General features: G+C 68.3%; 17 protein-coding genes and 4 pseudogenes. 1 reads left to right on the top strand and 20 read right to left on the bottom strand.

The window, feature by feature from the left end:
• From ACWD4A_RS31645 to ACWD4A_RS31635, 3 genes are all read right to left on the bottom strand, one after another.
• The coding region (locus ACWD4A_RS31645) for a site-specific integrase (protein ID WP_451199321.1) at positions 1–356 on the bottom strand (356 nt) is incomplete at its 3' end.
• Complete coding sequence (locus ACWD4A_RS31640; RefSeq protein WP_451199319.1) at positions 353–1,282, bottom strand: tyrosine-type recombinase/integrase; 930 nt, start codon at positions 1,280–1,282, stop codon at positions 353–355. The genes ACWD4A_RS31640 and ACWD4A_RS31645, both read right to left, overlap by 4 nt.
• The gene (locus tag ACWD4A_RS31635; protein ID WP_451199317.1) at positions 1,279–2,358 is read right to left on the bottom strand and encodes a tyrosine-type recombinase/integrase; all 1,080 of its coding nucleotides are present in this window, start codon (positions 2,356–2,358) and stop codon (positions 1,279–1,281) included. Before ACWD4A_RS31635 ends, ACWD4A_RS31640 begins: the two co-directional genes overlap by 4 nt.
• Before the next feature lie 286 nt (positions 2,359–2,644).
• Between ACWD4A_RS31635 and ACWD4A_RS31630 the strand changes: the two are divergent.
• Positions 2,645–3,124 (top strand): annotated as a pseudogene (locus ACWD4A_RS31630) (transposase); the annotation flags it as partial.
• Between the two features lie 155 nt (positions 3,125–3,279).
• Here the strand turns inward: ACWD4A_RS31630 and ACWD4A_RS31625 are convergent.
• From ACWD4A_RS31625 to ACWD4A_RS31545, 17 genes and pseudogenes are all read right to left on the bottom strand, one after another.
• On the bottom strand, positions 3,280–3,978 hold the full coding sequence (locus tag ACWD4A_RS31625; protein ID WP_451199315.1) for a hypothetical protein: 699 nt from the start codon (positions 3,976–3,978) through the stop codon (positions 3,280–3,282).
• A 154-nt stretch (positions 3,979–4,132) separates the two neighbouring features.
• Positions 4,133–4,737 (bottom strand): annotated as a pseudogene (locus tag ACWD4A_RS31620) (winged helix-turn-helix domain-containing protein); the annotation flags it as partial.
• A gap of 213 nt (positions 4,738–4,950) precedes the next feature.
• Entirely contained in the window at positions 4,951–5,952 is a 1,002-nt protein-coding gene (locus ACWD4A_RS31615) for a hypothetical protein (RefSeq protein ID WP_451199312.1), read from the bottom strand.
• 525 nt (positions 5,953–6,477) lie between these two features.
• Positions 6,478–7,400 (bottom strand): IS5 family transposase gene (locus tag ACWD4A_RS31610; protein WP_451199309.1). Its coding sequence is split into 2 segments (ribosomal slippage): positions 6,478–7,002 and positions 7,005–7,400, totalling 921 coding nucleotides; the frame shifts between segments, so codons are not numbered across the junction.
• 490 nt (positions 7,401–7,890) lie between these two features.
• Positions 7,891–7,992: pseudogene (locus ACWD4A_RS31605) on the bottom strand (shikimate dehydrogenase); the annotation flags it as partial.
• 62 nt (positions 7,993–8,054) lie between these two features.
• Positions 8,055–8,234: pseudogene (locus ACWD4A_RS31600) on the bottom strand (endolytic transglycosylase MltG); the annotation flags it as partial.
• A 762-nt stretch (positions 8,235–8,996) separates the two neighbouring features.
• Entirely contained in the window at positions 8,997–10,874 is a 1,878-nt protein-coding gene (locus ACWD4A_RS31595) for an acyltransferase family protein (protein ID WP_451199307.1), read from the bottom strand.
• 7 nt (positions 10,875–10,881) lie between these two features.
• Positions 10,882–11,802: an LCP family protein gene (locus ACWD4A_RS31590; RefSeq protein WP_451199305.1), complete on the bottom strand. Its 921-nt coding sequence runs from the start codon at positions 11,800–11,802 to the stop codon at positions 10,882–10,884.
• A 376-nt stretch (positions 11,803–12,178) separates the two neighbouring features.
• Positions 12,179–13,432, bottom strand: a complete 1,254-nt coding sequence (locus ACWD4A_RS31585; RefSeq protein ID WP_451199302.1) for an ATP-binding protein — start codon at positions 13,430–13,432, stop codon at positions 12,179–12,181.
• Positions 13,433–13,434: 2 nt separating this feature from the next.
• Positions 13,435–14,136: a two-component system response regulator CseB gene (cseB, locus tag ACWD4A_RS31580; protein ID WP_451199299.1), complete on the bottom strand. Its 702-nt coding sequence runs from the start codon at positions 14,134–14,136 to the stop codon at positions 13,435–13,437.
• Positions 14,137–14,196: 60 nt separating this feature from the next.
• Positions 14,197–14,799 (bottom strand): hypothetical protein, encoded by a 603-nt coding sequence (locus ACWD4A_RS31575; RefSeq protein WP_451199297.1) that lies wholly within the window; start codon positions 14,797–14,799, stop codon positions 14,197–14,199.
• A 719-nt stretch (positions 14,800–15,518) separates the two neighbouring features.
• A complete protein-coding gene (locus tag ACWD4A_RS31570) occupies positions 15,519–16,352 on the bottom strand; it encodes a S1 family peptidase (RefSeq protein WP_451199296.1) in 834 nt (277 codons plus the stop codon).
• Positions 16,353–16,683: 331 nt separating this feature from the next.
• Positions 16,684–17,661, bottom strand: a complete 978-nt coding sequence (locus tag ACWD4A_RS31565; protein WP_451199323.1) for a TniB family NTP-binding protein — start codon at positions 17,659–17,661, stop codon at positions 16,684–16,686.
• Positions 17,662–17,744: 83 nt separating this feature from the next.
• Entirely contained in the window at positions 17,745–19,829 is a 2,085-nt protein-coding gene (locus ACWD4A_RS31560) for a Mu transposase C-terminal domain-containing protein (protein ID WP_451199294.1), read from the bottom strand.
• Entirely contained in the window at positions 19,826–20,503 is a 678-nt protein-coding gene (locus tag ACWD4A_RS31555) for a TnsA-like heteromeric transposase endonuclease subunit (RefSeq protein WP_451199292.1), read from the bottom strand. Before ACWD4A_RS31555 ends, ACWD4A_RS31560 begins: the two co-directional genes overlap by 4 nt.
• 380 nt (positions 20,504–20,883) lie before the next feature.
• A complete protein-coding gene (locus ACWD4A_RS31550; protein WP_451199290.1) occupies positions 20,884–21,246 on the bottom strand; it encodes a hypothetical protein in 363 nt (120 codons plus the stop codon).
• Positions 21,216–22,130 (bottom strand): hypothetical protein, encoded by a 915-nt coding sequence (locus ACWD4A_RS31545; RefSeq protein WP_451199288.1) that lies wholly within the window; start codon positions 22,128–22,130, stop codon positions 21,216–21,218. Before ACWD4A_RS31545 ends, ACWD4A_RS31550 begins: the two co-directional genes overlap by 31 nt.
• Positions 22,131–22,980 lie beyond the last annotated feature (850 nt).

Here is a 22,980-nt window from a genome sequence, read left to right as displayed (position 1 = left end):
ACTTCGAACACCTCCCTCAACGGCACGGGAGCCTCGTGCGTTGCGGAGACCGATCCCGTCACCCGATCAGTGGTCACGCTGAAAGAGCTCAGTGAGTGGATCGCGGCCAGTCGGGCGTTTCGGGTGGTCACGCTGTTGTTCCGGTCGTGTTCGAGGTGGTCCAGGAAGCGGCCGACGAACACGGCGTCGATGTCGGTCAGTTCAAGCGCCGACGGGGGCCGGCCGAGCTGTCGGTGGGCGTACTCCAGCAGGAGGCGGAAGGTGTCGCGGTAGGCCGCGACGGTGTGGGTGCTGACCCGGCGCTGGGCCAGTCGTTCGGTGAAGAAGCCCTGCATGACGGGGGCGAGAGTGGTCACGGTGATTCCTTCCAGGTCCGCTCGAGGCGCATCGCTGCGGCGGTCATCAGCTGAGGGCAGGCGTGCAGATACCAGTAGGTCGTGGCCGGGCTGATGTGCCCGAGGTAGGTGGACAGCGCGGGAAGCCGGTGGGCGACATCCGCGTCGGCGCTGTACCAGTTCGCCAAGGTGGTCACCGCGAACGAGTGGCGCAGGTCGTAGAGGCGGGGCTTGGCCGTCCCGGGCGGGGCCGTGATGGCGGCGGCCTTCAGCAGCCGGGTGAAGGTCTTGCTGGCGTTGGTGTGGTTGAGCCGAGTCCCCGCTCCGGACAGGAAGAACGCCTCGGTGGCCGGGCTCGGACACAGTTCGTCGCGTCGGCGCTGGTAGCGAGCGAGTTGCTCGGTGGTGGTGGGATGCAGCGGGATCAACCGGGACTTGCCGAACTTGGTTCCGTGCACCAGCAGGACGCCGCGGTCCAGGTCCGCGTCGGCCCGGTCCAGGGCCATCGCCTCGCCGGTGCGAAGCCCGGTCGTGGCCATCAGTCCGATGAAGGACTCGAACGTCGCGGCGCGAAGCGGGTGGGCCAGGTGCCGGGCCGCGCGGACAAGCGCACTGATCTCCGTGGCCGAGTACAGATACGGGGGCGTCGTTCGTCCGGGGCTGCGGGGCAGCAGGTCGGGCGGCGGGATTTCGGTGTGCTCGTCGAAGGTCGCCAGGAAGCGGGCGAACTCCCGGACGACTGTCAATCTGGCCGCCCACCAGGCCGGATCCGCGTCGTCTGGCAGCATGGCCCATGCCAGTGCGGCCTCGACGGTCAGGTGCGAGGACTCGCGCTCTTCGAGGAAGTCGACGAACTGGCCGAGCATCCGGCCCTCGACTTTGAGTTTGTAGCCCAGGTTCCGGCGGATCGTCAGATAGCGCTCGGCGGTCTCGCGGATGCCGTTCACCGCTCGCCCGCCGTCGGCCAGGGACGCACGACCGGCGCGAGCGCGACCATGTCGACCTTCGCATAGATCGCCGTGGTGTCCTCGCCGTGATGACGCAGCAGTTGGGCGACCTCGGCGAGGTTTCCGCCGCCGGCCAGCACCTGGCAGGCGGCGCGGTGACGAAGTTGGTGCGCGGCGACCATGGGTATGCCGGCGCGGCGTGAAGCACAGCGCGGCACCATGACCACGGACTGCCTGGCCATCGGCGCGTCCGGGCCGATCGTGCGCAGGAACACCTCACGGAACACCGATGGTCGGCGACCGTGACGCAGCCAGTCGGCCAGCGCGTCGCCGACGTCCGCGGGCAGCGACATCCGGTCGACGCGTCCGCCCTTGCCCCGGACCACCAGCTCGCCGCCGCGCCAGTCCAGATCCTCCAAGGACAGTCGCGCGACCTCGATCGCCCGCAGCCCCAGCCGTGCCATCAGCAGCAGGATCGCGAAGTCCCGCCGTCCCATCGCGGTGGTCCGGTCACAGCTCTCCAGCAGCACCGGGACCGCGTCCGCAGCCGAGCCGTCCGGCAACGTACTCAGCCACCCGGCGACTGACGGCACCGCCGCGGACAGGTCACGGTCGAGGGCCGCGGTCACGAACAAGTACCGCAGCAGCGCCCGCAGACTCGACGTCATCACCTTCATCGACCCGGTCGCATAGCGTGTCGAGGCGTCCTGGATGAACGCGGCCACCGCCTCCGGACCCAGCCGGTCCAGTCGAAGCTCACCATCGACGAGCTGAGCGGTCAGAAACCCGCGCGTGACGTCCACACGGCCGCGGATCGTACGTTCGCCGAGTCGGCGCTCCTGCTGCAGATAGACGCGGTACTTCTCGAGCACGTCCTCGACCGGCCCCTCGACCGTGTCGGGCTCCTGCGGTGAGACGATGCTGGCGTCCCGCAGAAAGCCGAGCATCAGCCGCAGCGACCGCTGCGACAACCACCGTCGGTGTCCGGCGTTGCGCCGGGCCTGGACGAACTCCTCCACCCGCACCGCGGTCAACTGCCCCGGAGCCAGCCCTTCGCGCTCCAGCCAGCGGCTCAAGTCCGCCAGGACATAGGCGTGGTCCTGGGCGGATCGCGGTGTGAACCCGCGCCGTATCAACTCCAGCCGGAACGGATGAACCAACCGAGCCAGCGGCCCCGTTGCCCGCACCGGATATCGACCATCTGTTGCTGCTTTGACCATGAGTACGGCCTCCTTCGCGTATCTATACGAAGGAGGCGGCCCAGAGCCTCAGTTATGACGTCACTTTTCCCACTCCACCACCGTCATCCAGCGCGGATGCACTGGACCCGGCATAACCGATGACCCCAGATAATTCCCGTTATCCCGGCACCGGGATAAGGGGAAGTTGATCAACGGGCGGAAGAGACACCTCGCGGTGGACACGAAGGGCTTCCCCGTGATGATCATGGTGACGCCCGCCGACATGCAGGACCGGGATGCCGCCCGCGAACTGCTCTGGCGCCTCCGCCTCACTCACCCCCAGGTCACCCAGATCTGGGCAGACTCCGCCTACGCCGGCAAGCTCGTCGACTGGGCCGAGGGCTTCCTCCGTATTACCCTCAAGACCGTCTCCCGCCCCAAAAGCGCCAAAGGGTTCGTCGTTCTCCCGCGCCGCTGGCGTGTCGAACGCACGCTGGGTTGGATCATGAATGCCCGCCGCAACGCGAGGGACTACGAACGCCTTCCCCAGCACAGCGAAGCACACCTGAACTGGACACTCATCACCCTCATGACCCGGCGTCTCATCCGCAAAAGCCCTCGGAGGGATAGCTGGTCGAAGAAACCTAAGCGCACCAGTTGAGGTGACGGCACGTCTCACCCAAGGCTGACAGAGAGGACGCTGCGGCAACGGTCAACTTCGCAAGGCTAACTCAATCGTCAGGGCAACAAATTAATTTGACTTCAGGTAATGTATGCTCCAGCGGACAAGAACCCGCCTGTCGACTAATGGCATCCCTACCGGCGCGGGACCATCCCTGCTCTACCCTGGCGCGACCATGATTCCAAGGCCGCCTGGCGCCGGTTGAGTGACCTGTTGAGGATGCTAGGCATGTTGGGAATCCACTGCCTTAGGAGGGGCGCCTTATGCGTACCGGGAGGCCGAAGCCCCGTCGCCTCCCGGTAGGCCCCCATCGCGAAGTCGGCGCAGTTGAACTTCCGCTGAGAGTACTGGGCGGTGGTGGCGCATTTGTACAGGTAGTCAACAAGTTTCAGGACACGCTGAGGAAACACCATGAAGTCCCAGGAGCTCGTGGGCTCGTAAGGGGCGCCGTATTCATCCTCCTGGCCGGTCGTATTCTCCGTGTAAATCTTCTGTGTCCCGTAGAAGCCGACCGTCACCAGCTCGTCGCCATCCTCGTCGATCACGCCAATGGCGCAGTGCCCGTGCTCATATTTCGACGTGTCAACCGAGATCCGCAGCCGGGCCCGTCCCCGACTCTCAATCTCAGACTGCAAGTACTCCACAAACTCTCGGACGTCATCGGCCGTTTCCGGCCGTGTGGGCAGCGGCCAATTGACCCGCCCGGCAAGTTCACTCTTGACCTCGCTCGACCCGTACCATCCTGGATCACCCCGCCTCCCACGGACCGGTTTGCGGCCCTGGGCTGCACTGTTACGCACGAAGGCTGGGCCTCGCTTCTTGTGATCGAACATATGTGGAATCTGCCTCTCTTTAGGTACGGCGAGGTCGTCGTTGCGACGTCGCCCAGACGGTGCCGACCCTACGAGCAGCAGATGAGCCGGGGCAGCACCGAAAGGCGACACTCTGTACTCGGTGGACCCGCTTACTCAAGGCCAGCATTCAAAAACACGCAGACACGACAGGAGTGTGGCCGCGTCGGCCCCACGTACGTCCTTGGGGCGGCTTGCGGGTGAAGCCTGCCTCGTCCTCGAAGCAGATGTAGCCCCCGCAGGCCGCCCGGGCTCTTTTACCTCCGCCCAGGTCGCCTCCTTCCACACCTTCACGGCCTGCTCGTCACGCTCGGCCACCCGCCGCGCGGGCACCTGCGGAGAGAAGCCGAGCCGGTGCATCAGCCTCGTGGCGCCCGAGACACTGTAGGAGACGTGGAACTTCCGGCCGATCAGCGTGGCCACCCTCCCGGCGGTCCACACCTGGTCCTCCACCCAGCCGTGCGCGGCCGGCCCCTTCTCCAGACAGGCGGCCAGCTTCTCCAGGCAGCGCGGCGACAGACGACACTCCGAACCGCTCGGGCCACGCGAGACCAGAGCCCCAAGCCCGCCGTCCCGCCACAGCTGCAGCCACTGGTAGGCCGATTTCCGGCTCACCCGCAACTGCCGCGCGACCTCCGGCGGCTTGATCTTCTGCTCGAACAACTCGGCCGCCCGCATCCGTACCGTCTCGCGGCGCCGACGCCCCGCAGCCGTCAGCCCGCCCCCATCCGCATACCTCACACACCACGGAATACAGCCAACAACCACAGCCACATCAAGAACTTCAGGGAAGATCACCCTGACGAGCCGAAGTCAGTACTTCCCACCTGGCACTGCTCTCCCTGGGCTCACACGTCCCAGTGTCCAGGTGTCCAGAACCGCGGGGGAACCTCAGTGCACCGGGTGATGCTGGAATCTGGACTGGGTGCGGACAGCGTCCGTGTTGTCGTCCGGTTATGCCATCGCGCTGACCGGTCGCTGCAGTGCAGCCCGCACAGCAGGCATTCCCCGGAGCGTGGCTGCCACTGCGTGACGGGCCTGGTCGGCTTCCGTCGTTTCATGGCGGCATCGTGGGCACAGGACCTCGTCGGCCACCGGACGGAACAGCCGGGTTTGCACGTGGGCGCCCTGGCATTCTCGTGTCCCGGCCAGCCGGGATGGGGAACAGGCCGTTGGTTGCTCGGCGGGCGTGGGTGTGTCCGGCATTTTGCGGATGAGCCGGTTGCGGACCAGGCCTGCGGGGGAGTGCACCGGCTGGGGCAGCCCGGAGGTGAGGACGTCGCGGAGGTCGGTCAGGCTGGCGCCTCGCTGGAACCACTCGCCCACGATTGGTGCGAGCCCGGCGACGTCCTGGCCGGACAGACGCAGGCGCCGTTCACTGTGGGAGATCGCTGCGAGGGCAAGTGCTGCCTGTTCGGTCAATGACGCCGGAACGGATGAAGCGGCTGTCGGAGGCTGCGTCGTTGTCTCGGGGAGGGTTTCCTTCCTCTGTCCTGCTGTGGGCGCCGCGTCGTGTGCCGAAGCCGAAGGCGGGGAGGGAGGGTTGGGGGTGTTCTCTTCAGTGTTCTTCTGGGAGCGGCCGACGGACAGGCTTCCCGGTTCACCGGCGGTCGGGATCCCGCCCGCCGGACGGCCGTCGCGGACCGCGGCCGCAGTTTCCGCGGACAGCGGCACGTTGGAGATTAACTGTGTGGTCGACCACCGTCCGCCCGCGCCCTGCTGTCGCCACTCGTGAAGGAACCCCTCGCTGACGAGCTGGCGCTTGGCGCGCAGGAACCCGGCTCTCTTGATCCCGGCCCGGTCTGCGGTTTCCGACAGTGGTTGGTGAGTGCTTTCCGGCAGTGACAGCTGCCAGGTCAGCAGACGCACCGCGTCCGATGACAGGCGCGGATGACGGAGGATCTCGTTGGGTACCTGCGTGAAGAACGACGCAGGCGCGATAACATGGCGCAGCATCCCGGGGACTCACTTCCCTTGTGGGTGCAGACCCCCGGGTTGGTGTTGGCGCACCGCCGGGGGTCGCTTCGTTTCCGGCACGAAGCAACCTGATGCGGGCACCGTACCTCATCCCTCAACTCCCGTGCACGGGGCTGGCGTAGAGACGCAGGACTTCGAGTGGGTGTGCCGGAGTTGAGCCCTTTGCGGGGGAGAAGGCGGGTGCTGGAGGTTACGTCGGGCCGGGCGGCGAACGCTCCGCGGGCTGCCGCTTGGACGGTGCCGCCAGCGCGGTGCAAGTGCGGAGGTCGGCCGGGCTGACGCCCGGAGGCCATGTTCTCGGGAGCACGGTTACGGCCACGACCCGCACCGACAGCTGGTCCCGATCCCGGGATCCGGTCAGTCGTCAGCCGCTGCAAGATCGAGCACGGCCCGAAGACAGGTACCCGGAGATGGACGGCCCATTTCCTGCAGCACTTCCGCTGATTGATCCGCTGGAAGGAACGCACCGTCACTCACGAGGCCCCGCTCGGCTCGAGATGCGCTCTAGGCAGTGTCTGATGGCTCTTTGACGAGGTCGCGGAGCCAGATCACGATGGCGGCGGTGGCCAGGGTGCCGTGGAAGATGTAGTCGCGCTTGTCATACCGAGTTGCGACGGCCCGGTGCTGCTTCAGTTTGCCGACGCAGCGTTCCACCGTGTTGCGCAGGCGGTACTGCTCGCGGTCGAAGGCCGGGGGACGTCCCCCGGCCCGGCCACGCCGGAGGCGGTTGGTCTTCTGGTCGTCCGGCTCGGCGATCGTCGCCTTGATGTGGTGCTGCCGCAGGTAGGTGCGGTTGGCGCGGCTGGAGTAGGCCTTGTCGCCGCGGGCCCGGTCCGGGCGGGTGCGCGGGCGTCCGGTCCCGGTGCGGGCCACCTTCAGGGCTCGCATGAGCGGGATGAACATGGGGCTGTCCCCGCGCTGTCCGGGCGAGGTCAGCCGGACCAGCGGCCGGCACCGGTCGTCGGCCAGCAGATGGATCTTGCAGGTCAGTCCGCCTCTGGAGCGTCCCAGGGCCTCACGGCCCTCCGTCTCCTCACGGGCCCCGCCCCTTTTTGCGGATGGTCGGACGGTGGCCGGTGTGGTGCACCGGCGGCGTGCTGGTGGGCCCGGCAGGTGGTGGAATCGGCGTTGACCGCCCACGAGCCGTCCTTGTCCTGGGCGGTGGCGTCGGCCCCGGCCTGCAGGGCGCGCAGAATCCTTGCCCAGGTGCCGTCAGCGGACCAGCGCCGGTGGCGCTCGTACACCGTCTGCCAGGGGCCGTAGCGTTCGGGCAGGCCACGCCACGGGATACCGGTCCGGGTCCGGTACAGGACCCCGTTGACCACGCTGCGGTGGTCGGCCCACCGCCCACCCGGCCCGCCCACTTCGGGCAGCAGGGGAGCGACGCGTTCCCACTGGGCATTGGTCAGTTCATGCCGCCGTACCATGTACAGCTCCTGCCCGGAACGGCAGCAGATCCACCACCCGGGCAAGAGCCATCAGACACTGCCTAGGGGCGTCAGCGCCTTCGAGTCCGACGCCTGACCGCTTCCCTTGTCCTCGCCGCCCGAGTCCTTGTCGAAGGAAATCGCCTCACCCTCGTCCGTGAACGGGGGTATCTCGTAGTAGGACATCACGGGCCATGCCACGAGTCCGAGAGTGACCACGGAAAGTCCGGCGATCACCCAACGCCTGGTGCGCCGCGGACGGTTTTTCGGGGGCTGATAGGCAGTCGGCGGGGTATGGGACATCAAGACCTCATTGCGATTTGAGCACGGGCCATAGTGCGCCCCGACAGGTTTCGCTTTTACCGGGGAAACATGTTCTTTGCGTCTGTGGCCTGCCGCCCGGGACGCGGCGCGGCTGCGGAGTCCGGACAGCCGCACGCACGGCGGCAGAGAGCCGGCAGAGGCGTCCGTAGCGGCCTGGGCGACATCGCAGCGCGTACTCGCGCAGTGCCGCCACCAGGCCGGGAACGTCGGTGCTGCCGTCGGCGCGGCGGCCGGCGCCGGTGAGGGCGACGGCGTTGACGGCCTCGACGCCTGTGGGAGGCCGAGCTTCTGGTCTATCTCGGCGTAGATCTGAACCGCCCGACGCCCCTCGGGGACGGTGAGGAAATTGTCCGTGTCGGTCATCATCTTGACGGCCGCCGCACTCGACATCTCCTTGTGCAGGGTGTAGATGCCGGGCTGTATGCGGCTGCCCTTGGGATCGTTACCCGCGGCGACGGTGAAGGCACTCGCGCTCTTGACGACGCCCGCCTTCTGGAGGATCTCCCCCATCTGGCCGATGCCCGCGCCCTTGGGGATCTCGATCGTGACCTGGCCGCTGCCCTCACCCTCGTAGTCCGGCGCGGCGCCGAACCAAGCCTGCACGTAGTCGTAGGCGAAATAGCCGCCACCGCCCACGGCACCGAGAAGGACGACCGCGGCGAGCAGACAGGTGGTACCGCTGCGGCGTTCGTCCTTCTTGCGCTTCCTGTCCTTGCCGCGCCGGTCACGGTCACGGTCGCGGGAGAGCTCCTCCCCGCCAGGTTCCGGCTCCCCACCCGGGTGCTCGTCGAATGACTGCGCCTGATGTCGTAGCGCCTGCTGCGGGATGTGCGACCGCTGGGGCTTCTGGGACGCGGAGGAATCCTGTTGGTCGTCGGCGGACGGGGCCGCGGGCCGCTGCCCATAGGCATCACCGGCGTAGGTGCCCCCCGCGTCCTGCGAGAAATCCCAGCCGTACTGCTGTTGTTGCTGACCGTAGTGGGGCTGCTGGGGGTACTGCTGCCCGTCATGACCTCGTCCCTCATGGAGGGGGTCTTCCGGATACCACAGTTGGATGCCAGTGTCCCGGCTGTACTCAGTCATCAATCCTCTGCTTCACTCGGCGGGAGGCCGCGCGGAAAGGGACCCGCCACGGCGGGCGCCTCATCGCGCGGCCGACCCAGCCGGGATGGCGCGGCTGCCGTCCCCGCTCCGAGCGGCGCGCACACCGGAAAGTCGGGTCCGATGGCAGGCCGCACGTTCACCTCCGGGGCCGTGCCCCGGACCTCTTCCTCATCGGCCGCCGTCCAGCGTGGCCAGGGCATCGGCCACGGCGTTGGCGTAGATCTTGCCCCCGGCGCCGCCCGGGTGGATGCCGTCGTTGGCGAGGAGATCGGTGTGGCCAGTGATGGCCTTATCCCAGTCGGCGACGACGACATGGGAGGCGTTCTTCGCAGCCACTTCCCTGATGGCCTTGTTGACCCTGCCCTGCCAGTCCTTCCCGGGGACATGCACGGTGATCAGGACGATGCGCTTGTCCGGGCCGATAGCGTCCACCGCGTCCTGGAGATCCTTGGCGCCGCCGACGCCGTTGGTGCCGAGGCCGATGATCACGGTGTCACCCAGGAGGCTCTTCTGCTTGAGTGTGTTGATCTCCTTGGGGGCCAGGAGAAGCTGACGGTTGACTTTGGCGTCGATGGTGATACCGGGAAACTTCTGCTGCAGCGCCGGGGTCGCGGCGACCATCACCGAATCGCCGATCGCGGTGAGCTTTCCGGCACTGGCCGTGTTCTGCGAGTCGCCGCTCGCCGCGGTCTGGTTCTGCTGGTTCTCCAGAGCGCGCTGCCCGGCCTTGATCTGGTCGGCAGCGCTGTTGTCGTCCTTGGGCGCGGTGGCCACTCCGCAGCCCGCCACGAGGACGGCCGCCGCGGCGACGACCGTCGCGGTCCTGGCCAACAGCACCGTGCCGCCACCACGGTCGGTGGTCCCGGTCGTCAGAGCACGGCGCAGCCGACGGCCGGTCTCGCGGAAGCCCTGCCGGCGTATGGGCTCTTCGACGAACCGGTACGTGAGCGCGGCGAGCCCGGCGGCGGCGACGGCGGCGGCGAGTGCGCTCAGGGGCACATCGGCCGAGGTGTGGCCGTCCGGGGTGGCCAGGGCGATGGCGGGGAGGTGCCACAGGTAGATCCCGTAGCTCCGCTTGCCGATCCAGCGCAGCCAGGGCGCGCTGAGCACCGAGCCGATCAGACCGAAGGGCTGAACGGCGGCGAGGACGGTGAGCGCGGCGGCGAGAGCCGCGAGGACGAAGCCGCCGGGGTAGAGGGAAGCGGAGTCCTGGGAGATGCTCCAGGTGAGGACGACCAGGGCGGTCAGTCCCGCGGGGCCGACGACCTCCACGGACCACACCCTGCGGAGCAGTTGGCCGTGCCGCCGGCCCGTGGGCGACCGCAGCAGGGCCAGCGCGGCACCGGTCAGCAGGGGGAATACGTGGGTATCGGTGCCGAAGTAGATCCGGGAGGCGTCGGCCCCCGGCACGTGCAGCAGGTCCATCGCGGCCACCGAGGCCAGGGCCGCGGCGAGGATCAGTGTCACCCGTGCGGCCTTGCCGCGCAGCACGCGCAGCAGCGCGATGAGCACCATGGGCCACAGTACGTAGAACTGCTCTTCCAGGCTGAGGGTCCACAGGTGCTGGAAGAGCGGAGGCGGCCCGAAGTGCGCGAAGTAGGAGGCGTCGGTGGCTATTTGCCACCAGTTGTTGGTGAAGGTGACGGCGGAGAGCAGGTCCCCTGTCGCGGTGGTCAACCGGTGGGGTCGCAGCACGGTGGCGGTACAGGTCGCCGTCACCAGGACGAGAGCGAGAACGGGCAGCAGGCGACGGGTCCGGCGTATCCAGAAGCCGCGCAGGTCGATCCGTCCTTCGGCACGGCGCTCGGCCAGCAACAGATCGGTGATCAGATAACCACTGAGGACGAAGAAGATGTCGACACCGAGAAAGCCGCCGGGCAGCCATTCCGGGTTGACGTGGTAAAGGACTACGGCGGTCACTGCGAGGGTACGCAGGCCGTCCAGTCCGGGCGTGTACGGGCGGCGGGGCTGCGGTGTGTCCGGTGACTGTGGTGGAGGGGTGTGCTGTGGATTCTGGTAGATGGTCGTGGGGTGGTGGTGGGCCACGGCGTGGTCATTTCTCTTTCGCGGTTTCAGGCGGCGGGTCGGTGTCGTCGCGTACGGCGGTGAAGAGGGCGTCCGCCTCGGGCTTTTTGACCGCCACGCGGTTGGGGTCCTTGGGATACGGGCCGACGGGCAGGGTCCGGAAAGTGATGTCGGACGTCTTCAGGCCCGCCATGCTGTGGGCCAGGCCCAGCAGGTCCTTCACCGAGCCCAGGGCTTTGTCTGTGGTCAGAGCGCTGGTCGCGGCGTCGGCGACCTTGTAGAGCCGCACCGGGTCGGTGAGCAGTCCGGAGCTGTTCAGCTGCTCGGCGAGTGAGGCCATGAACTTCTGCTGCAGCTTGATCCGGCCCAGGTCGCTGCCGTCCCCGACACCGTGCCGGGTGCGGACCAGGCCGAGGGCCTGCTCGCCGTTCAGCCGGTGACGGCCTGTCTCCAGGTCGAGATGGCTGTACTTGTCGTGGATGGCTTTTTCGGTGGTGACGGTGACACCACCGATCGCGTCCACCAGCTTCTTGAAGCCGGTGAAATCGACGTCCAGGACGTGGTCGACGCGGACATCGCTGAGCTGCTCGACGGTCTTGACGGCACAGGCCCTGCTCAGGGAATACGCGGAGTTGAACATGGCCGCGTCGACGGGCTGCGAGGTGCCGCCGTTCGGCAGCGGGCAGGCGGGCCGGGCGACCATGGTGTCGCGCGGGATGCTGATCACCGTGGCCTTGCGCCGTCCCTTGGCGAGATGGACGAGCATCGCGGTGTCGGAGCGGGCGCCGCTGTCACCCCCGCCGTACTCGGCGTTCTGCCCGGCTCGCGAATCGGAGCCGAGCAGCAGGATGTTGAGCGAGCCGTCCTGGCTACGGGCCGGCCGGTCGGAACCCAGGGCGGCGTCGACGTCGGTGGAGGACAGATTGGAGTCGAGCCGGGCATAGAGCATCCAGCCGCTCAGGACCAGAGCGGCCCCGAGGGAAGCGGCGATCCACGCCAGACGGCGTTTGTTGAGGCCCGCCTTGGGACTGGCCCGCTGTCCTCGTCCCCGCCCTCGCGTCGGCCGCCGTCTGGTTCGTGTAGGCGCGGCTCCGCCCATGAAGAACACCTCCGAGCCCGGGTATGCGGATCAGCTCGCGGATGTGAGGAATCCGCGAAGGTCTCCGTCATCGTGGGAGGTGAAGTTCTCGGCCTGGAGATGGCGGGTTATCCGCCAGTTCTCGGGTGTGTATCCGCTCTGCAGGGCCGTGTATCAGTGGCGTATCGGTGCAGGACATTCGCGCGGGCGAGCTGGACGCCCGCGCCGACGACGGACCGGGCGTGGGTCAGGACAGTGGGCGTCCGGGGAGCCGCAGGGTGGCGATCGCGCCCCCGTCCGCCGCGTTGGCGAAGTCCAGTTCGGCACCGATGACATGGGCCTGTCCGAGGGCGACGGTCAGCCCCAGGCCATGTCCGCGGCCGCGTTCCCGGGCACCGGTACGGAACCGCTGCGGACCGTCCGCCAGCAGCACGTCGGGGAAGCCGGGGCCCCGGTCGCGTACAGTGATGACCGCCCCCGCCACCGTCACCTCGACCGGTGGCCTACCGTGCCGGTGGGCATTGGCCAGCAGGTTGGCCACGATGCGGTCCAGCCGTCTGGGGTCGGTGTCGACCACGGCTCCGTCGGTGACCCGCACTTCGGCTTCGAGCCCCGTCCGCCGCACGCACTCCTCGGCCAGTTCCCCCAGCGGACACGCGGTGAGATCCGCCTGCTCCACTCCCGCGTCCAGCCGGGAGATCTCCAGCAACTCCTCGATCAGTGTGCTCAGGACGTGCACCCGGTCCCGTACGTAGTCGGTGGCCTCACCTTCCGGCAGCAGCTCGGCCGACGTGACGAGACCCATCAGCGGGGTGCGCAGCTCGTGGGCGACATCGGCGGTGAACCGCTGCTCGGTGAGCAGCCGTTGCTGCAGCGAGGCCGCCATCGAGTCCACCGCGGCGGAGATCTCCGCGATCTCGTCGCCGGGCCGGTCACCCGCGCCGATGCGAGCGTCCAGATCACCGTCCGCGATCCGCCGGGCCGTACCGGACGCGTGCCGCAGCTTTCGCGCCAGTCGCCCCGCGTTCAGCGCGCCGAGCGGCAGCACGATACCGACGGCGACCAGTCCGGCCAGCGCCACAGTGGCGTCCAGCTGTTTGAGATCGCGCAGGTCGGGACGCATATCGACCTTGACGCTGAGCATCCGGTCACCAACAGGCCGCGCGGCCCACATCGTCGGCCCGTACAGGTCCTGGCCGTAGGCGGTGCCGTGATGGCCCTTGCGTACCAGCTTCCGGAGGCCGTCCGGCACGTCAGAGGCATCGAGCCGGGCCGCTGTTCCCTGGGTACTGCCGGTGCGGGAGTAGGTGATGACCGCCAGATCGAGCTGGCGTTGTGCACTGTCCCGGGCCTGGCTCAGTGCCTGGGCCTGGGTGGCCTGGTGCACCAGGAGGCCGATCCCCGCGGCTACGGCACACACCGCGGCCGCGACCAGCGTGGCGACCTTCCAGCGCAGCGACCGCCGGCGTTCGAGAACCCGTATCGTCCACGTCCCGCGCATGATCAGCGCCGCAGCTTGTAGCCGAATCCGCGTACGGTCTCGATCGGCTCGAAGCCGATCTTCGCTCGTAGCCGCTGCACATGCAGATCGACCACGCGGCTGTCGCCGTCCCAGGCGTAGTCCCATACCTTGCGCAGCAGTGTCCGCCGGTCCAGCACGATTCCGGGGTTCGAGGCGAACTCGAGCAGCAGCCGCAGTTCGGTCGGGGTCATCGGGACGGGCTTCCCGCAGCGGCGCACCTCCATCGCTCCCGGGTCGATCTTCACCTCGCCGAAGACCAGCACAGTGGGGTCCTGCGCGGCTTCCTGCGGCATGCCGTTCTGCACGACCGGGTGCTGGGAAAAACTCGCCCGGCGCAGCAACGAGCGGATCCGGGCCACCAGCACCGCGCTCCCCACCGGCTTGGTGACGTAGTCGTCCGCACCGGCCTCCAGGCCGGACACGACGTCCAGCTCGTCTCCGCGCGCCGACATCATCAGGATCGGGACCATGCTGGACTCCCGGATGCGGCGGCACAGCCCGATCCCGTCCAGCTCGGGCAGCATCACGTCGAGCAGCAGCAGGTCGGGCTGGTATTCGCGGAAGTGCTCCAGGCCGGTGAGGCCGTCCTCGGCGACACGCACTTCGTATCCGTAGCGCTCGAGCGACGTGCGGACCGTATTGCGGATCACCTCGTCGTCCTCGACGAGCAGGAGCTGGGTCATGGGGTCCTCATAGCGATCAACTGGGCACAGGGAGAAGCGGGGAAAGAGGGCGGCGGAGAGTCATCCGGAGGGTACGGGAGTCAGTACCTTGCCGTTCCAGCGGTAGCGGGTCGTTGATTTGTGACCATCGCCGGACTCGTCCACGACGAGGTCCCGGCCGACAGTGGCAACGGTCATCCACGACGGCTCCGCGCAGTCCAGAATTCGCCGCACCGAGTTCCCCGAGGCCGTGTACACCCACATCAACGTACGTCCGATGTCGTCGAAGGCCAGCACCAGCTCGGGCTTCCCGTCGCCGGTGAGGTCCACGTAGACGGGATCACGCAGCTGACACCGTGTACCGGAGCAGTTCTTCACCGAGTCGGGCACACCGGGATCCGCCCGGAGCAGTTGCTCCGGCGGGACCTCGCGCAGATCGCCCTCCGGAACTGTGACACCCGGTACAGGCACGGCGGAGGGGGCAGGCTCGTCGTGGGACGGTCCGGGGGAATGGCCGGGCCACAGCGGAGAGGCACTGGCCGGGGCGGTCACCGAAGGAGCCACACCATTGTCCCGCGCGCCCTCAGCGGGCGCGCAGCCCGACAGGGCCGTCGCCGCGACCGCCAGCCCGGCCAGGGCGGCGATGGAGACGGGGGCGAACCGCCGTCGGCCGAAGCGCAGCATGAGAAATCCAGCGATCTGGGCCTTCGGAGCCGTGCAAAACCTGCGTACGCAGGGACAGACGGGATTATCCGGGTACGCGTTGCACTTTCTCCATATTTATTCGCTGCATCTCGGCCGTACGTGAGTGAGGACGGCGATGATGAGGTCCGGCCGGGCAGTGCGGGCGAGAACCGGAAGAGCTCGCCGACCGGGCCGGGGACAGCCTGGACGTCGACCTCGTGCCGCTGCCCGGCCCTGCCGGAGCAGTCGGCCTGCCGCTCGCCGACGCGGCCCCACTCGGCGATCCTGCCGTCGGCAAGCACGCATTCCGGCCGGGCCTCCCGCGGGACTCGAGTCAGCGACGGCACCTGGCCAGCAAAGAGACTGGTCACACTGTGGGCGTACGCGTGGGTGGCACCTTTATGATCCGGAAGCCCGCGACGGGATCGGGAAAAGGGATGTGCTTTCACAGACACGCCCAGGGCCACTGTCGCACCACGAAGGGCGGATCTTGCACCTGCGGTCACCCTCGCGGGTGGCGGTCAGCGTGACAACCCCGTTCCACCGGAGCGTGCGGCAGGTCGAGCACGCAAGGACAGACGACCAGCAGGCCCCCCAGCCAGATGGTTGAGGCATCAAACACCTCACCCAGCGACCAGGGAGCCCCGACTGCTACAGGCCGACAGACGTCACCCGATCAGTGACCGCTCCGAAGGTCCTCTGTCCACGATGGTGGATCTTCAGGAGGAAATCTGCTTCTGGAGCTCTGCCGAGTAGGTGCTGACGTTGACGAACTCCGCGGGATACTCGCCGGGTGTGGAACTGACTCCACCATGCACCACACCGGCGAGCTTGCCGTCGATGACCAGAGGACCGCCGCTGTCGCCCAGAGCCACACCACGGCCCTTGGCCCCCGCGCCGAATACCTCTCGCTTCTGGAATGCCTTCAGTTCGCGCTTGTAGAGTCCGCTGAATTCAAGGGGAGAGATAACTGGGATGGAGACTTTCCGGAGCCACTTGGACTGGTCGATGGTTTTCGAACTGAACATACCCCACCCCAGGGCGGTACCCACCTTCCCCGCCTTGTATAGGTCCTTGTCGTTCGCCGCGGCGAGTGGCAGCGTGCGCTGCTCAATCGGATGTTCCAGGGTCACCACTGCCAAGTCCCCAGCGCCTGAGGACTTCTTCACGTCCTGGCTATAGTCCGGGTCGGTCCAGAACTTGGCCACATTCACCCCCTCGCCGTCGTACGTGTCTTGGCCAGCAATGACCCTCAAGTCGGAGGCCGGGAGCCATACCGGCTTACCGGACGCATCCACATCGGAAAAACAGTGTGCCGCGGTCACCACCTTGTTCGGTGCCACGAGCGTTCCACCGCACCCGACCCCCCTCCCCTTCATGAGAATGTGCACCATCCAGGGGTGGTCTGCCGTGTGCGCCGGCTCGCCCCCGGCAATTGCGCTCGCCGACGGCGCCAGGCCAACCCCAGTCGCCACCAGGGATGCGAGCACAAGGCCACCGCGCAACACACGCTTCGCCGTCTTCGTCTTCTTGGTCTGCGTTGTCGAAACCATGCGCTCAGGATGTTCGGCCAATACGTCCAGTGAATGACGAGAACACCTCACTCCTGTATAAATTGTTTCCTTTCTGTATCGATGTCGGCGGGCAGCCACCACTTGACGTGACGCTCGGAGGGGGGTTTGTTGGTGTGTGGGGTGGCGGCTGAACTGGGGTGTTGCTGGTTTGCTGAGAGATGGGATTGGCGGTTCGATCGGGGTGGTCGTGGTGTGTGAGCTGGGACTGTGTGCTGAGCGTGGCTGGGTGTGTTGTAGGTAGTTCTGGCGTGTAAAGGCTCGGTTGGTGTTTTTGCTGGTCAGGGCTGTTTTTGCTGTCTGATGGGTGGGGTTAGCGGCCTCGGGCGCGGGCGCGGGGGCGGTGGTGAGTTTCGGCGAGGTGGTCGAGCTGTACCGCGTCGAGGGCAGTTTTGGTGATGCGTTCGGTGCCGTCGCAGATGGCGGTGATGGCGGCTTGGCGGATGAGCCTGGTGAGGCTTCCGATGCGGCCTGCGGTGCGCCTGTGGAGGTAGGGGGCGTGGCGGGGGAGGGTGCCGGGTGTGTGCTGTTGGAGGTCGAGGGCGTTTTCGATGTCGGTGATGACATCGCGAAACGGTTGGCGGGTGCCGTGGCGGGCGGGGAGGGGGCCGCAGTCGACGAGTGTGGCCCGTCCGGCGAGTTGGGCGCCTCTTACGCCGGTGAAGAGGGGTGTGTCGGTGACGTTGATGCCGGCGTAGACGAAGGTCGCGGGGAGGCGTTCGGTGAGGTCTTTGAGTAGGTCGGCGGTTTGGGCGCCGGTGGTGGTGCGGGGGTTGAGGCGGTGGATTTCGTCGATGAGGACGAGTTGGACACCCGCGGCGGTGTAGGTGTGGCAGACAGCGTCGGTGATCTGGGTCTGGGTCATGCGGGTGGTGACGGGGATGCCGAGGTAGCGGGCGAATTCGGTGATGAGGGTTTTCGCGGTGGCGCCGGGTGGGACGAGGACGTACGCGACGGGTACCGCGGTGCGGGCTGGTCCGGGCGGTGCGGGGTTCTTCCGGCGGTGGGCGAGGTGGCAGGCGCGGCCGACGTGGAGGAGGGCGGTCGTTTTCCCTGCTGCGGCGGGTCCGGTGACGATCAGGGATGGCCGTGCGGTGGTCTGCTGGTGGCGGCCGAGGATCATCAGGGTGCGGACCTGGGTGGCGAGGGTGCTGATGGCGGGGGTGCGGATGGTGACGAAGCTGGAGTGGTAGGCGAGGCGTTCTTCCATGCTGCGGGGCGGGTCGCCGGGCTGGGGCGGGGCGGGCGGGTCGGTGGTGGCGAAGCGCTGCCAGCCCTGCCAGGTGGCCAGCGGCCAGGACGGCTCGGCCGCACCACTGTCGCCGGTGACGGCTGGTGTGCTGCTCAGGTTCGGCGTCGTGGGGGGTGGGGCGTTCACCACTTGTCGGCTTCCTCATAGGCGTCGTAGAGCCCGAATCCGGCGGCTGGGGCGGGATTGAAGCCGTCGTCGGGCAGGTCGTCGATGCTGTCGTCTTCGCCGTACTGCGCCGGGTCGCCGGTGTTGTGTTGCGGGTGTCGGGCGGCGGGGATCGGGGCGGCGGTGGTGCGGGCTGCGAGGGCCTGCTCCGTTTTGGTGGCGTGGCCGCTGTGGACGCGGCGCATGAGCTGGTCGAGGGCGTCGGCGGCGTCGGCTTCGTACTGCTCGGCGTCGCCGTGGCTGCTGTGCAGGGCGAGGGCTCTGATGTGCTGCCAGGTGTGTTCGTTGAACGGGTGGTGGACGTGGTCGCGGTGGATCCAGGGGATCTCGGTCAGCTCGCCGTCGGGTAGACGTACCCAGATCTGGCGGACGTCGTGGGGGTTGTAGTGGATCTCCCACTTCCCGCCTCGGCCGGCGACCGGGGAGGGCTGGCCGCGGTAGGGGGCGAGGAGGTCCGCGTCGTAGGTGCGGTGGTGGATGCGGATGCCGGAGGCAGTGATGGCCTGCCAGCGCACGGGCAGCAGTTCGAGGTAGTCGTGGCCGGTCAACGGGACGGGCACGTATCCGGCGACGGCGACGAGGGCGGCCCACATCTGGTTCGGCGTGAGTGCTTTGCGGGGCATCATCGGGTGACGCAGTCCCTCGTGGGGCCGGTGGTGGTAATGCACCAGCCATTCGTCCAGGAGGTCCTGCAACTGGGCGACGCTGTAGCAGGCGTCCTTCTCGATGTCGGGCCCGCGGCGGGTGACGTCGGATCCGGTGTAGCCGGGCAGGTGCTGGCAGAACAGCGCGTTGATGGTGCCGAAGGCGCGCTCGACGATGCCTTTGGTGGTGGGGGCGTGGGGCGGGGCGGGCTGGACGCTGATGCCGAGGGCCTCGCAGGCGGCGGTGAACGCCCGGGAGACGAAGACTTTGCCGCGGTCGACGACGATCGTCTCGGGCAGGGCGACCGGCCGGGCTGCCGCACCGGCCAGGCGCTCGTCCAGGGTTGCCAGCCGCTGGTGAGGCAGCGCGTGGGCACGGTCCATGCGCAGGATGTCGGGCCAGGTGGGGCGGGCGGGGTGCGGGACGGCCATCTCTGCGAGCAGCAGGGCGGCGTCGACGGCCTTGGTCACGCTGGGGCAGAGCACGGCGGCGAGGATGGCGCGGGTGGCGACGTCGATGGCGATGGTGAGTTCGGGGCGGGCGAGGGTGCCGTCGTCGAAAAGGGCGAGGACGTCCAGGCGGGTGGTGTCGACCTGGACCTGCTCGCCGGGCCGCAGCGCCGTAGCGGGGGTGAAGGCCCGCCCGTCGAAGCTTGCGGGGGTCTGGCGGATGGGTCCGGAGGGCAGTTCGCCGGGGCGGGCGAGAGAGGTGACGAGCCGGTACAGCGTCGCCTGAGACGGCGCGGGCACGATGCCTACGCCGTGCCGGTCTTCGAGGATCTGGTTGATCAGCGGGAACAGGCCGTTGACGGTGCCCTTGGAGCGGCCGCGTCGGCGGCGCAGCGCTTCGCGGACGGCGGCGACGACCCGTTCGTCTGCCCGCCCGGTGGGGCTGGAGGCGCGGGTGGTGCGGTGGTCGAGGAGCCCCCACAGGCCCTGCTTGCGGTAGGCCAGGCGCATACGCTGCACCGTGGTGCGTGAGACGCGGCCGAAGCCGAGCGCGGTCAGCTCCTCGGCCTTGGCCTGTTCCCGCTCGGCCAGCGTGTGCTGCTCGGGGTCGTACTGCGGCCGCACCACTCCGCCGTTTCCGGGCCCGTCGGCAAGGCCGCATTCGACTTCCCTCACGTGCCGCTGCCAGGCCAGGGCCTTCTCGCGCGCCGCGGCAGGCGCGGTCTCGAACAGTCCCCACTGCGGGGCCGTCTGGGGCATCTCGGCCCCGATGACGGTGAAGCCAGGATCGGCGAACAGGTACCCGGCGAGCACGGCCTGACCACCGCTGTCCGGGCCGACGAGGTGGATGGTCTGCCCGGACAGGGCGATCACCTGCCATTTCACGCCGCGGAAGCAGACACGCGCCCCGACCTCCACGGTCGGCCGGGCATTGCGCCGCGCGGTCATCCGGCACCTCCTGTCTTGCCCGGACCGCTCCAGCCCGGAGGGCCAACGAGGACGCGTTCGTGCAGCGGCGTATTCAGGTCTGTCGTCACCCGTCCGTGCCACAGGGCGTGGAAGACGGCGGGGAGAACCCCGAGCAGATCACCGGCCGCTTCGGCGCCCTCGATCAGCGGCCGCGGTCGCGCGAACGCCTCCAGAACTGCGGGCATCAGGCCGGGACGACCAGCGTTGCGGGGGTGGCGGTAGCCGGCCAGCCATTTCAGATTGGCAGCCAGCACATCGTCGAGCGGTGGAAAGCGCCGGTAGGCCCAGCCGATCTCCTTACACGCCTCGCCTACCGCTTCGGCTGCCTTCAAAGCGCGTTCGCCGCCGACTTCCGGGTGGCTGGGGAAGTCGGCCAGCAGGCCAGTGCCGTCCGCGTACCGGGCGAACAGCTGCGGCACCCAGGAACGCACCCGGCCCTGTTCCTCACGCCACAGCACCCGTACCGGCCGCCCCGCGAGCCCGGTCACGTGCGGGTCGCGGTCCAGGACCGTCAGCTGGGTGCGCATCGTGTTCGACCCGGCCGCCACGTGCCGTCCGGTGGTTGCCGACCACCACAGGCCCGGCCCCCAGCACCGCCCCGGGATCACTGGGAACGCCGACACCGGCGGCAACTCCTCGAACGCCACGGTCATGGCAGCATCCGTCCACCGCTGTTGGACCGACTGCCCCACCAGGTCGAGGAAGACCGCTTCGAACCCGCTCCGACGATCCATGGCCATTCGCCTGGCCCGGCCCCCGGGCCGGTCCGCTCCTGTGCTGATCACCTGCGCCAGCCAAGTCGCTCCGCCGACGGGCGCCGCCGTTTTCAGGATTCCTGCCACAAACGAGTGCCGTATCAGCTAACAGCCAACGAACCCATAGCCCCGTGGTTCTCAGCCGCCGTCTTTCTGCCTGCCCGCCGCCAGCATGCTCCTGAGCGTCTCGGCGGGTATGTCCGCCCACCGGGCAACCTCCTGAAGCGGCACTCCGCCGTTCACCGCTGCCACCGCAGTCCGCTTCCAGGCCGCCTCGATCAGGCCGGCACTGTGACCGAGACCGCGCAGCAACTGCCGGGCGACCTCGGCGGTCGCCCGCTCTGCACGCCTCGCAGCTGAACGAGCTGTTCCTCGGCACTGTCGATGAGATTACCGATCCGCGCCCGCTGCTCCGCGGGCACCACCGTCCGCCACATCGTCCCCGAGCCCGGCGCTCGTTTCTCCTTGCCGAGCACCCGCAACTGCCCCGCCATGGTTACCGGCTGGTGTTCCTGGCGCACCCACCACGGGTTCTCGTCGAACCGCGCATACGGCCCGGGCCGTCCCCCGGGATGGCGGCGCAGACGGATAACGGTCCCCATCCACGCGATCAGCGGACCGCCGTAGTCGACCGCGGCCAACGGTCCCAACCACGGCCGCCCCACCCGCTGACCGAGCTGACGGCAGAACTCCCCGTCCGCGGGCAGCGGTCGCGGGCGCTCGCCGCCGCTGTCGACCCACACAGTTGCGCCATGGCCGGGTCCAGCAGCGCGTCCGCGACAGCCACCACCTCAGGGAAGATCACCGCATCCCGCCCCACCACCCGCCACCACTCCAGATCAACCCCCGCGTTGCCACCCGCGACCCGGTGCAGGCGACGCGGCCAGATCTCCTCCCGCTCCCACCCGTAAGCTCCCTCCCACCACCGGGCCACCACCGCATGAGCCAGCGTGAACACCTCACCCGCATCAGCCCCCGCCCGTGCCGCACGCCGGGCCACTCCGGACCACCGCCGCTGCGCCGCCCCCACCTCCGGCATGCCGCGCAGATCCAGGTGCTCAAGAGGCTGATCGGCGTCCGCGTCCAGAGCCCACCGCCCGTGCCGTACGCATACCCGCTCCCAGCGCTGCGCGTACCGCACCACACGCACCGCGGTCCCGGTACGCCGTGCCGTACACAGCCGGCACCCGAAGGCCCCCGGCCCCGCCACCGCGCCCCCGACCCGCCACACCCCCGCGCGGGCGCCGTCCCCCGCCGTGAGCTTGGAGTCCTCCCGCCCCCAGGACGGCAGCGCCCGCGCCAACGTCTCGTCCCTGACCCCGGATAATCCCGTCAGCGCGCGCCGGCCCGCCGCGTCCAGCAGCACTTCTGCATCCGCCCGCGGCCCTCCGCCGTCGTGCCGGGGCCGGTGACCGCGCCACTGCCAACAGGACAACAGAGCCTGCTCCTCCAGTCCGTAGCGAGCGGCGATCCGGCAGAGAAACGACAGCGTCGTCTCCCCGCTGACAGGAGACAGACGGAACACACCGGGAACCATCCCTCCAGCCTCCCGGAAAACACCGATTCCCACCACAACATCACGCGCTTCCGGTGGGAGCTGGTGCCCGCCGGCGGCGGCGAGAGCATCGTCATCGGCTTCGACGTCCTGGCGACCGACGCGGCCGGGAAGGTCAAGAGCGTCTACGGCTTCCTCGACAAGGTGCCCGCGGGCGCCTGAGCGCACCAGGCGCCACTGAGTACCGGGCGGATCGCGGCCATGGGCGCGTCCGCCCGGTCTGCGTTCGGCGCACCTCACATCTCACCCCCTCAAGGAGGGCGCTTACGCATCGGCCTTACGCCTCAGATTCTTACGTGTGAGTGACGTCAAAGGGTGCCGTATTCGGTGCCCTTTCACATGCAAGGTTGTTTTTGATGGTGCGTCAGTTTGGGTCTGCAGGTTTTCTGACGGGTATTCGGGTCGCTGCCGGGCCCTGGTTTGACTCCTAAGTGGTTTAGACCATTTTTGTTTTGGGTGTCGTCCATGTGGGCATGTTGTACTGGGTTGTGTCAAGGAGGTTGCGATGGTGGGTGGTTGGGTGCATGCTGTGACGGTTGGCACTTGTGGCCGGTGGTGCGGAGCACCGTCGGATGTGAGGGCCGACAGGGGAAGTTGACCTCGCACGGAGGCCGCTCCGGAGGCTCAGACAGGCTCTTATCAGCAAGTTTGGCCACCGGGCGCGAGCACCAGACAGCCGTTGCCAGCCTGCTTTTCCGGTTCGGCCGGAGGCCGAACCGACTTCCCTAGCTGTCACCGAAGGTGACAGCCCGTCGGGTGACACCCCTGGTGCCGCAGCACCGGTCCCGCGCCCAGCTTCGAACCCCGCTCGAACACCGAC

It is taken from the genome of Streptomyces sp. NPDC002537 (genome assembly GCF_053594975.1).
The sequence above is the reverse complement of the archived record's forward strand: the minus strand, read 5'-3'. Positions and strand labels throughout refer to the sequence as shown.

Excerpts from the sequence above, each read along its gene's own strand:
- ACWD4A_RS31625 (WP_451199315.1), bottom strand. The coding sequence starts at position 3,978 with ATGTTCGATCACAAGAAGCGAGGCCCAGCCTTCGTGCGTAACAGTGCA.
- ACWD4A_RS31590 (WP_451199305.1), bottom strand. The coding sequence starts at position 11,802 with ATGCTCTATGCCCGGCTCGACTCCAATCTGTCCTCCACCGACGTCGAC.
- ACWD4A_RS31575 (WP_451199297.1), bottom strand. The coding sequence starts at position 14,799 with ATGCTGCGCTTCGGCCGACGGCGGTTCGCCCCCGTCTCCATCGCCGCC.
- ACWD4A_RS31615 (WP_451199312.1), bottom strand. The coding sequence starts at position 5,952 with ATGCTGCGCCATGTTATCGCGCCTGCGTCGTTCTTCACGCAGGTACCC.
- ACWD4A_RS31570 (WP_451199296.1), bottom strand. The coding sequence starts at position 16,352 with ATGGTTTCGACAACGCAGACCAAGAAGACGAAGACGGCGAAGCGTGTG.
- cseB (WP_451199299.1), bottom strand. The coding sequence starts at position 14,136 with ATGACCCAGCTCCTGCTCGTCGAGGACGACGAGGTGATCCGCAATACG.
- ACWD4A_RS31585 (WP_451199302.1), bottom strand. The coding sequence starts at position 13,432 with ATGCGCGGGACGTGGACGATACGGGTTCTCGAACGCCGGCGGTCGCTG.
- ACWD4A_RS31555 (WP_451199292.1), bottom strand. The coding sequence starts at position 20,503 with ATGACCGTGGCGTTCGAGGAGTTGCCGCCGGTGTCGGCGTTCCCAGTG.
- ACWD4A_RS31560 (WP_451199294.1), bottom strand. The coding sequence starts at position 19,829 with ATGACCGCGCGGCGCAATGCCCGGCCGACCGTGGAGGTCGGGGCGCGT.